The organism is Mycobacterium sp., assembly GCF_035623875.1.
In the GTDB taxonomy this organism is placed as follows: Bacteria; Actinomycetota; Actinomycetes; order Mycobacteriales; family Mycobacteriaceae; genus Mycobacterium.
On the sequence record NZ_DASPSP010000090.1, the window covers coordinates 1 to 9140 of the forward strand.

Annotated in this window: 10 protein-coding genes and 1 pseudogene; 10 read left to right on the forward strand and 1 reads right to left on the reverse strand. The window is 68.3% G+C overall.

Features of this window, described 5'->3' with window-relative positions:
* Positions 1-108 precede the first annotated feature (108 nt).
* From VEI45_RS07245 to VEI45_RS07285, 9 genes are read left to right on the forward strand one after another with little or no spacing between them, the layout of a single operon-like run.
* Positions 109-570 (forward strand): hypothetical protein, encoded by a 462-nt coding sequence (locus tag VEI45_RS07245; protein WP_324851652.1) that lies wholly within the window; start codon positions 109-111, stop codon positions 568-570.
* Positions 567-1487, forward strand: a complete 921-nt coding sequence (locus VEI45_RS07250; protein ID WP_324851654.1) for a hypothetical protein — start codon at positions 567-569, stop codon at positions 1485-1487. The genes VEI45_RS07245 and VEI45_RS07250 overlap by 4 nt, the downstream gene beginning before the upstream one ends.
* A 58-nt stretch (positions 1488-1545) precedes the next feature.
* A complete protein-coding gene (locus VEI45_RS07255; protein WP_324851657.1) occupies positions 1546-2937 on the forward strand; it encodes a V-type ATPase 116kDa subunit family protein in 1392 nt (463 codons plus the stop codon).
* The gene (locus VEI45_RS07260) at positions 2931-3356 is read left to right on the forward strand and encodes an ATP synthase subunit C (protein ID WP_324851659.1); all 426 of its coding nucleotides are present in this window, start codon (positions 2931-2933) and stop codon (positions 3354-3356) included. Before VEI45_RS07255 ends, VEI45_RS07260 begins: the two co-directional genes overlap by 7 nt.
* Before the next feature lies 1 nt (position 3357).
* Positions 3358-3576 carry a hypothetical protein gene (locus tag VEI45_RS07265; protein WP_324851661.1) on the forward strand — a complete coding sequence of 73 codons (219 nt, stop codon included), beginning with the start codon at positions 3358-3360 and terminating at the stop codon, positions 3574-3576.
* Positions 3573-4097, forward strand: a complete 525-nt coding sequence (locus VEI45_RS07270) for a hypothetical protein (RefSeq protein ID WP_324851663.1) — start codon at positions 3573-3575, stop codon at positions 4095-4097. The genes VEI45_RS07265 and VEI45_RS07270 overlap by 4 nt, the downstream gene beginning before the upstream one ends.
* Positions 4088-5827, forward strand: a complete 1740-nt coding sequence (locus VEI45_RS07275; RefSeq protein ID WP_324851665.1) for a V-type ATP synthase subunit A — start codon at positions 4088-4090, stop codon at positions 5825-5827. The genes VEI45_RS07270 and VEI45_RS07275 overlap by 10 nt, the downstream gene beginning before the upstream one ends.
* On the forward strand, positions 5824-7221 hold the full coding sequence (locus tag VEI45_RS07280) for a V-type ATP synthase subunit B (RefSeq protein ID WP_324851667.1): 1398 nt from the start codon (positions 5824-5826) through the stop codon (positions 7219-7221). The genes VEI45_RS07275 and VEI45_RS07280 overlap by 4 nt, the downstream gene beginning before the upstream one ends.
* Positions 7221-7841, forward strand: coding sequence for a V-type ATP synthase subunit D (locus VEI45_RS07285; RefSeq protein WP_324851668.1), 621 nt, complete (start codon positions 7221-7223; stop codon positions 7839-7841). The genes VEI45_RS07280 and VEI45_RS07285 overlap by 1 nt, the downstream gene beginning before the upstream one ends.
* A gap of 165 nt (positions 7842-8006) precedes the next feature.
* Here VEI45_RS07285 and VEI45_RS07290 read toward each other — a convergent pair whose 3' ends face one another.
* Positions 8007-8759 (reverse strand): hypothetical protein, encoded by a 753-nt coding sequence (locus tag VEI45_RS07290; RefSeq protein WP_324851670.1) that lies wholly within the window; start codon positions 8757-8759, stop codon positions 8007-8009.
* A 296-nt stretch (positions 8760-9055) separates the two neighbouring features.
* On the opposite strand from VEI45_RS07290, the pseudogene VEI45_RS07295 reads away from it, so the two are divergent.
* A pseudogene (locus tag VEI45_RS07295) lies at positions 9056-9140 on the forward strand (hypothetical protein); the annotation flags it as partial.

Genomic DNA, 9140 nt, shown 5'->3' on the forward strand with positions numbered 1-9140 from the left:
ACGTTTGGGTTGCGGGTTGGTGACGCACGTCGGCGGCTAAGATCGGAGATTGCCCAAAACATCTCCCGTGCAACCCTTTTCAGCTACGTGCTGGTGAGGAGGAATACGGTGCCGCAGTGGCAAAACGTGCTGGACCGCTTCCGTCCGGCTGGCACACCGGGTGCCGCCGGACGTCCCGGCATCCCGGCGGATCGCAGCGCCGACGCGGCGGCCGAGCTCACCGAAGTGCTGGCACTTCTGGACGATGCGCAAGAGGAGGCAGCGCGGACGCGCCAGGCCGCCACCGACCGGGCGCAGGAGATCCGCCGCGCCGCCCAACGTCAGGCGGCCGAACTCGTCGCGAAAGCCCGGCACGACGCCGAGAGGGTGCGAGCCCAATCCGAAGCGGATGCGCTGCGCGAGGCCAGCGCCGGTGAGGACGACATGCGGCGCCAGACCGAAGACGAGATAGCCCAGCTGCGCCGGCGAGCCGACGAGCGGTTGGCGCAGGATGCCGACACCGTGGCCGCTGAGGCCCGGAGGTGGCTCGATGCCCTTGTCCGCTCCACGACCGCAGAGAGCGATAGGTGAGCGCGCAGTGGGTGGCGGGCAACGTCCGCGCCAGAGCCCTACTCAACCGGCGATTGGGCGTGGGGCGCGCCCGGGCCCTCGCGGCGATGAACTCGCTGACCGACGCGCAGCACGCACTGGCTGCTACCGCCTACGGTCGCGACATCACGGTGGGACAGCCCGCGCACGACACCGATCATGCGGTGTGCGCCGCGCTGTTGTGGCATCTGCGGGTGCTGGCCGGATGGCAACCGCCGGTGGGGGCGCGGGCCATCCGAGCGTTGGCCGCTGGCTTTGAAGCCCAGAACATTGCTGCCCATGCCCGGAAGTTGGCGGGCGCGCCGCCTGGCCCGCCCTACACGCTGGGCGCACTGGCCAGCGCATGGCCGCGGCTGAGCGAGACCCGCTCGCTGGCGCAGCTGCGGGACATCCTGGCGCAGACCATCTGGGGGGACCCGGGATCGGAATCACCGTCGGACATCGCCTTGGCGGTGCAGGTCGGCTGGGCGCTGCGGGTGGCCAACGCGGTTCCTGAGGCGCGGGATTGGGCGGATGCGTGGTTGGCTTTGTCTGTGGCGCGGCGGCGGCTACTGGAACTGCGTGAGTTGCCTGGACCGGTGTTGGTGCGCGCCCGCCTGGGTTTGGGCGCGGCAGTAGCGGCAAGTGACCTGGCCTCGTTCACCGATGCCATTGCAACGCGGCTTCGCTGGGTGTTCGACGGCACAACCGGGGCCGGCGGTTTGTGGACCGCGGAGGCGCGCTGGTGGGCGCGGGTGGAAGCCGACGGGCTGACCATGCTGGGCCGCAGTGAGTTCACCCGGGCGCAAACGATCGGGGCTGTCGCGGTGTTGGCTGCCGACGCCTGGCGGTGCCGCGCGGCGCTGGCACTGGCATCGCGTGGTGGCGGCCCGATGGACGTCTACGATGTCGTCGCCTGAACGGCCTCAACGGCCTGAACGGCTGCGTGCCCTCGCGCGGCGTTTTACTCCGGCGCGTATGCAGCGGATCGCGCTGGTCGCGCCGGCGGACGCGCTGCGCGATGCGATGGTGGTGGTGGCCCGGTCCGGCAGCGTCGAGCTCGACGAACCCGTCGACAACAACGGGGCACCCGGTCAGGCGGCGCTGGCGCTGCAGCGGATGGGCGCGCATCCCGAGTCGGCGCACGGCGGCGCGGCGGTGGTGTTGTCAGCCAGCGAGCCGGACGTTGCGGATCTGGAGCGGGCGGGGCGTGCGGATCTGCTGGCCGGTGAGGCGCAGCTGCAGCATTACGCTGCGGCCGCGGTGCGCCGCCGTGCCGCGGTAGCGGTCGCGGGCTGGTGCCCGGCCGACCGGCTGCTCGCGCTCGGCGCGCGCCTGGACGTGGCCGGGGCGGCCGCGGTGCCCCTGCCCACCCCGCGGGGGGTGGATCCGCCAACGCTGCTCAGTACCAGGCCGGGGCTTTCCGGCAGCTTCTCGGCGCTGGTGCGCACCTACGGCACGGTGCCGTACCACGACATCGACCCCGCCGTGTGGGCCGGGCTGGCCTATGTGGTGATGTTCGGGATGATGTTCGGCGACGTCGGGCACGGGCTGCTGCTTGTCGCTGGCGCGGTCATGATCAAGCTGGGCTGGGTACGACGGTTCCCGTCGCTGCGGCCGATGTGGAGTTTCGTCGGTGCCGCGGGGATCGCGGCGAGTGTCTTCGGGGTCCTGTACGGAGAATGTTTCGGCCCGACCGGGCTGGTGCCGATGGTGTGGCTGGCCCCGCTGGACAATCCGTTGCGGCTGTTGTTGGTTGCGTTGGCGGTCGGGGCGGTGTTGCTGGGAGCCGCCTACACGGTGGGGGCGGTCAACCGCTGGCGTGAGGGCGGGTTTCGGCTGGCCGTGTACGCGCCTTCGGGGATCGCGGGGGCGACCGTTTTCGTCGGGGCCGGTGGGGTGCTGCTCGGTTACATGGTCGGCCCCCGGGTGCTGGTGGCGGTTGGGTTGCTGGTGTGCGGAGTCGGGCTGCTGTTGGCGCTGATCGGTCTGTATGCCGAGTCCGGTGGCGGCGCAGCCGGCCTCCTGCAGGCCGCGATCGGCGGGCTGGATTTGCTGGTGCGTCTCGGGTCCAACCTGGTGTCGTTCGCTCGTCTGGCAGCGTTCGGCATGACGCACGCCGCGCTGGGGTGGGTGGTGTGGCGCGGGACGACGGCACTGTGGGCGCACAGCTGGATCGGCGCAGTGGGGGCGGTGGCGCTCTTCGTTGTGGGCAATGCGGTGGCCTTCGCGCTGGAGGCGCTGGTGGCAGGCGTGCAGGCGCTGCGGCTGGAGTTCTACGAATTGTTTTCGCGGGTGTTCATCGGCGAGGGTCGGCCGTTCCGGCCCTGGACGGTCCCGGTGGCCGAAATGGAGGCGGCGGCATGTTGACCTGGGTTATCGCTTCACCAGCCCTGATCACCGGATTCGCGGTCAGCTTGATGCTCTTGCGTCGCCGGGGCCGGCTGGCGGTGCAGCTGTTCTGGGCGGTCAACGCGGTAGTGGCGGTGGCGGCGCTGGTGGTGCTGGTGCAGGCGTTGACCGCCGGATCGGCGGCGGCGGAAACAGTCGCGGCCGCCGGACCGGGCAGCACGGGCAGCAACTGGGCGGCTCTGCTGGGCGCGGCGATCGCGGTCGCGGGGTCGTCGATCGGCGCGGCGATCGCCGTGGCGTATACCGGCGCGGCGGCGCTGGCGGCGCTGTCCGAGCGGCCCGAGCTGTTCGGCCGGGCGATGGTGATCGTCGGGTTGGCCGAGGGCATCGCCATCTACGGGCTCGTCGTTGCGGTCATCTTGATCCAGCGGGCCTGACGTGGGAGCCGTCGTCGTGATCGGTGAGCCGGCGTTGGTGGCCGGTTATGCGATGGCGGGCGCCACCGCAATGCCTGCCCAGGGCGCGGATGAGGTGCGCCGGGCCTGGGAGAGCCTGCCATTCGGCACAACGCTGGTCATCCTGACCGCGGCGGCCGCTTCCGCGTTGGGCGGCCAGCTCAGCGACGCAGACCTGTTGACCGCCGTGATGCCCGTATGAGTGCGTTAAACACCCAGAAGGCGATGGCGGCCCTGCAGCCGATGCGGCGGCACCTGCTCGAGCGCGCCCAGGCTGACGCCGAGCGCGAGATCGAAGAAGCGGAGCACGAAGCCCAGCGCGTCCTCGCTGAGGCCCGCAACCAGGCTGCACAGCTGGCCGAAACGGCCCGTGCCGCAGGGCGGGCGGCGGCGGAAACGGTGGGCGCGCAGCATCGTGCGGCGCTGCAGCGGGAGCTGCGGGGTGCGGTGCTGGCGGCCCAGCGCGACATTTATCAGCAGCGGTGTCGCCACGGCACCGAGGCCGTGCTGCGGCTGCGTGACGACCCGGCCTACCCGCAGTGGGCTGCCGCCTTGCGGGCCGTGGCACAGGCGACACTAGGCGCCGACGCCCAGCTCAATGAGCACCCCACCGGCGGAGTGGTGGCCGAGGCCGGTCAGCGGTGCATCGACCTGAGCCTGGCCGGCATTGCCGCGCGGGTGCTCGACGACACCACCGCACAGATGGGTGAGCCGTGGTCGTAGGCGAAGCAGCAGGGGTGGCGCAGGTGGTGCGGGTGTCGGGACCGCTGGTGGAAATCGATGCCACCACTCCGCTGGCGATGCATGAGCTGGTGACGCTCGGAACGGAGCGAATTCCCGCCGAGGTGGTCGCGATCCGTGGTGGGCAGGTGACGGTACAGGCCTATGAGTACACCGGTGGTCTGGGGCCCGGCGCCGGCATCGTCGCGCTGGGCCGCCCATTGTCAGCGTCGCTGGGACCCGGGCTGCTGGGCGGGGTGTTCGACGGGCTGCTGCGGCCCCTGCATACCGCGCCAACCTGGTTGGCGCCCGGCCATGACAGTGAAATCGACTACTCGACATGGCATTTCGAGCCGAGAGCAACTATCGGCGCCGAACTGACGCCCGGTGCGGTGCTTGGCGTGGTGCCCGGTGCCGGATCGGTGCCACACCGTGTGCAGGTTCCCGCCGGGTTGTCGGGCACGCTGGACTGGATTGCCGCCGCCGATGATTACCCCGCCGATGAGGCGATCGCCACAGTTGGCGGACAGCCGGTGGCCATCGCGGCGCGGTGGCCGGTGCGACAGGCGCGACCGTATCGCGGTCGACGCGACGACGCCGTTGCGCTGACTACCGGCCAGCGGGTGGTCGACTTGCTGTTCCCGATCGCCCGGGGCAGCACCGCAGCGGTGCCGGGCGGATTCGGTACCGGCAAAACGGTTCTGCTACAACAGATTGCGAAGTGGTGCGATGCCGACGTCATCGTGTATGTCGGCTGTGGTGAGCGGGGCAACGAGATGGCCGAGATCGTTGCCGACATGCGTGAGTTGAGCGATCCGCGCACCGGTGGACGGCTGGTAGACCGCACGGTGATCATCGCCAACACCTCAAACATGCCGATGATGGCCCGCGAGGCCTGCATCTATACCGGCGTCACCGTCGCGGAGTACTACCGTGACATGGGTTATCACGTCGTGGTGATCGCCGACTCCACCTCTCGGTGGGCAGAAGCATTGCGTGAGTTCGGATCTCGGATGGGAGAGCTGCCTGCCGAGGAGGGTTATCCGGCCAACCTGTCCTCCGAACTTGCGGCGTTCTACGAACGCGCCGGCTACGTCGACACCCTCGGCGGGGATACCGGGTCGGTGACGGTGCTGGGAGCGGTGTCGCCCCCGGGTGGGGACCTGTCCGAGCCGGTCACCGTGCACACTGAGCGGTTCGTGCGCTGCCGGTGGTCTCTGGACCGGGACCTTGCCTACTCGCGTCACTACCCCGCGGTGTCGTGGTCGGCGTCGTTTTCCCGTGACGCCGAAGCGCTCGGCACCGCCCGAGTTGTTTCCGGCGACGACACCGGCTGGGCTGCCCGGCGCGCTCGGGTGCTGGATCTGCTGACCGAGTCCGATCGCCTGGCCGCGCTAACCGAGCTGGTCGGCGTGACAGCGCTGCCCGACAGCGAGCGGATGGTGCTGGTGGCCGGCCGGCTGCTGCGGGAAGCCGTGCTGCAGCAGAATGCCCAAAATGCCAACGACGCGCACTGCGGACCAGAGAAGACCGCGGTGCTCGTCGACGCGGTGTTGGCGGTAATCGACACCTGCCGTGAACTGGTTGCTGGCGGTGTTGCGGCGCAGCTGATCGAGCAGACCGACTTCGGCAACCTGATCCGCGCCCGCGACGACAGCGGACCCGACGACACCGCAGTGGCGGTCGAACGCCGGGACCAGATCATCGACACCCTGCGCGAGCTGCCGCGATGAGCCGTCCATGGCCGCGATGGGTGGAATACCGCGGCGTGCGTGAATTGCGCGGTCCGCTGGCCGTGGTTGGCGGTGTCGCCGGTGTGGGGTGGGACGAGTACGTGGTCATCATGCTGGCCGACGGCTCGGTGCGCCACGGGCTGGTGCTCGACGTGAACCGTGACGTGGCGCTCGTGCAGGTGATGGAGGGCACGTCGGGGATGGACCCGGCAGGGGCTGCGTACCGGTTCAGCGGCGAGCCGCTGCGCATCCCGGTGGGAACCGCCTGGCTGGGCCGCACCTGCAACGGCCGTGGCGAACCGATCGATGGCGGCCCGCCGGTGACCGGAGCGCGGCGGGTGTCGGTCAACGGCGACCCGCTCAACCCGATGCAACGCGACGCGCCCTCGGAGCCGGTGCTGACCGGCGTATCGGTGATCGATGCTCTGACCACCCTGGTCCGCGGCCAGAAACTGCCGGTCTTCTCGCTGCCCGGGCTGCCGCACTTGCGCCTGGCGTGTCAGATCGCCGCGCAGGCCAGTGCCGGCGGCGAGCCGTTCAGCGTGGTGTTCGCCGGCATCGGGCTTCCCCACGCCGACGTGGCCTATGCCCGGAATGTGCTCGAATCACGAGCCGCCGCAGGGGAATTGGTCTTGTTGCTTAACGCCGCAGACGACCCGGTCATCGAGCGGATCCTCACCCCGCGCATTGCGCTGACCATCGCCGAGCATCTGGCTTTCGATACCTCGCGGCACGTGTTGGTGGTCATGACTGACATGACCAGCTACGCCGAGGCGCTGCGTGAAATCTCCGCAGCCCGCGGCGAAATGCCGGCACGGCGCGCCTACCCGGGCTATCTCTACAGTGACCTGGCCTCGCTGTACGAGCGGTGCGGCAGGATCGTCGGACGGCACGGCTCGGTTACTGTGCTGCCCGTATTGACGATGCCCGGTGGCGACATCACCCACCCAGTGCCGGACCTGACCGGCTATATCACCGAAGGGCAAATCATCTTCTCCGCGCAGATGCATCTGCACAACATCTACCCGCCGGTGGACGCCTTGTCGTCGCTGTCGCGGCTGATGCGCCGCGGCGCGGGCGCTGGCCGCACCCGCGACGACCACCTACCGCTAGCGGCGCAACTGCTCGCCTCGTTGGCCCGTGCACGGCAGATAAGTGCGTTGGCCGAGCTGATCGGACCCGACGCTCTTACCGCCACCGACCGCAGCTATCTGCGGTTCGAGGACGATTTCGCCGCCAAGTTGGTCAATCAACGTCCCGACGTGGCACGACCGCTCGACGAAACCCTCAATCGCGCATGGGAGGTAGTCGCGCTGTTGCCGCGCAGTGAGCTGGCGATGCTGCCCTCCCGTCTGCTTGAGAGAAACTGGCCCGACATCGTGCGGGAGGCATAGTGGCGACATTGTCTCGTCCACCTGGGCGGATGGGCCGGCTGTGGGTGCTTGACCGGCTCGACCTAGCCGAACGCGGGGTGACGTTGCTCGAGCAAAAGCTGCACTTGCTGACCGCGCTGAAAGAAGAGCTGCAGCGCAGCGCCGAACAAAGCCGCCGCGACTGGCACCAGGCGTGCCGCGAAGCCGACATGTGGGGGCTGCGCGCGGTGCTGCTGGGCGGCCAAAACGCGATCGATCTGGCCGTCACCACGACGACGGCGTCCGTCACCGTGCAATGGGCCGTCACAGCCGGGGTGCGCTACCCCGACGTCGCGGCTTGCCAGTTACCGGCCGAGGACGATCCGGCCGTCATCTACCCGACCTCGGCTTCTGTGCAGGCGAACCGCGCGTATCGAGCGGCCGTTGTTGCCGCGGCCAGATGCGCAGCAGCGCACTCGGCTTTCAGGACCGTCGAGAAGGAGGTTTACACCACCCGGCTGCGGGCGCGCGCACTGAGCAGGCACTGGCTACCGTTGCTACAACAGGAGTTGGCCCGCATCGAGTTAGAACTGGAAGAGGAGGATCGCGACGGCGCGGTCAGGGTGCGACTCGTCGGCCGTCAGCATGGCTTAGGGTCCTGATCCAAGCGAGAAACCAACGCGACGACTAGGTTCGTTGGGCACGCCGACCACAACGCGGCGATCAACATCGCGGCCCGCGGTGTCGAACGTTGGGGCGAAGTCATGCGCCCACACCCGGGTTGCGCGGTGTCGCGCAGCTCGCGCAGCACTTGGCTGGCCTCATGGTCACCGCCCGTGAATGACTTGTGACAACGACACCAAGTTATTCGGAACCACGCGGATGACGCCGCCGTGCGGGGTGTCGATCTCGGAGATCAGAAACAGCGCGATCGATACGGCCAGTGGTACGACCACTAGAACAAGCAAATCGGTGCGCCGTTCGCGATAGCCGAGCAGCATATTGGCAAGAATCGCGGTCGATGCCAGCAGCTCCCATGCGGCAGTCGGGATCCGGTTCAACCAGGCGGCCCGTGTATAGCCTTGAGAATTGAGCACATCATTCATTCCGGAAATCACGAGCGCGACCACCGGGGTGGGCTGCGCGGTTCCGACAGTCACCACCGACGACCAGAGCTGGGCTTGCAGCTTGAGTGAGTCGGTGCTGGCAGCGGAGGTCTCAGGCCCACGGTAGTACTGGATGCGTTGATCGAGATAGCGACGAAGCAAATCACGCACCTTCGTCTGATCTTGGGCAGGCAGCAAGTCGGTGCGCACATATTCGGTGCCGATCGCATTCGCCTCCTGTGCTTCGAGGTTCTTGCGCTGGTCGTAGCGGCTCACCGCCATCGAGAAGCTGAATCCGATGATGAGCGCGAGGAGCGTGAGCGTGGCGGTCAGAACGATGTCGAAATCGGCCTGGACTTTTCTCGCAACGGGTCTGATCTTGCGGCGCAGCAGATCGCCGAGGTAAGCCGCTCCGCACTGCACGGCAAGAGAAAGCGCGAACACGATGTACGGGTGGTCGACGACGCGGATCATGCGATTACCCCCGATCCATTTCGTGATGATGGCGCGCGGGAGGGGTGGATCGAAGCGAAACCTATCACTCCCGCTTACTCGGCTGCCTCGTGTACGCGAACCGGCCTAGACCTGTCGATGACGAGCAAATCATTCAGGAACCCGTTCGCGACCGCCTGAGTTCGAGGGCCATATTGCCCTGCGCTGAGGCTATGCCCTAAACAGCTGAGAGATTCGACAGCCCTGCCCATAACCGTCTCGAAATAGACCACGAGCTCGACCTTCTGCAGACCGGAGCGGACAGATAGCGTGGGTTGATGGCCTTTCTGCTGGACGAGGTGCTCAACGCCCACGGGGGGTTGGAGCGATGGCGGAAGGCGGGGACGGTCCACGCACGCGTAC

Coding starts and splice junctions, on each gene's coding strand:
- VEI45_RS07255 (WP_324851657.1), top strand. CDS start 1,546: ATGCAGCGGATCGCGCTGGTCGCGCCGGCGGACGCGCTGCGCGATGCG.
- VEI45_RS07260 (WP_324851659.1), top strand. CDS start 2,931: ATGTTGACCTGGGTTATCGCTTCACCAGCCCTGATCACCGGATTCGCG.
- VEI45_RS07270 (WP_324851663.1), top strand. CDS start 3,573: ATGAGTGCGTTAAACACCCAGAAGGCGATGGCGGCCCTGCAGCCGATG.
- VEI45_RS07280 (WP_324851667.1), top strand. CDS start 5,824: ATGAGCCGTCCATGGCCGCGATGGGTGGAATACCGCGGCGTGCGTGAA.
- VEI45_RS07290 (WP_324851670.1), bottom strand. CDS start 8,759: ATGATCCGCGTCGTCGACCACCCGTACATCGTGTTCGCGCTTTCTCTT.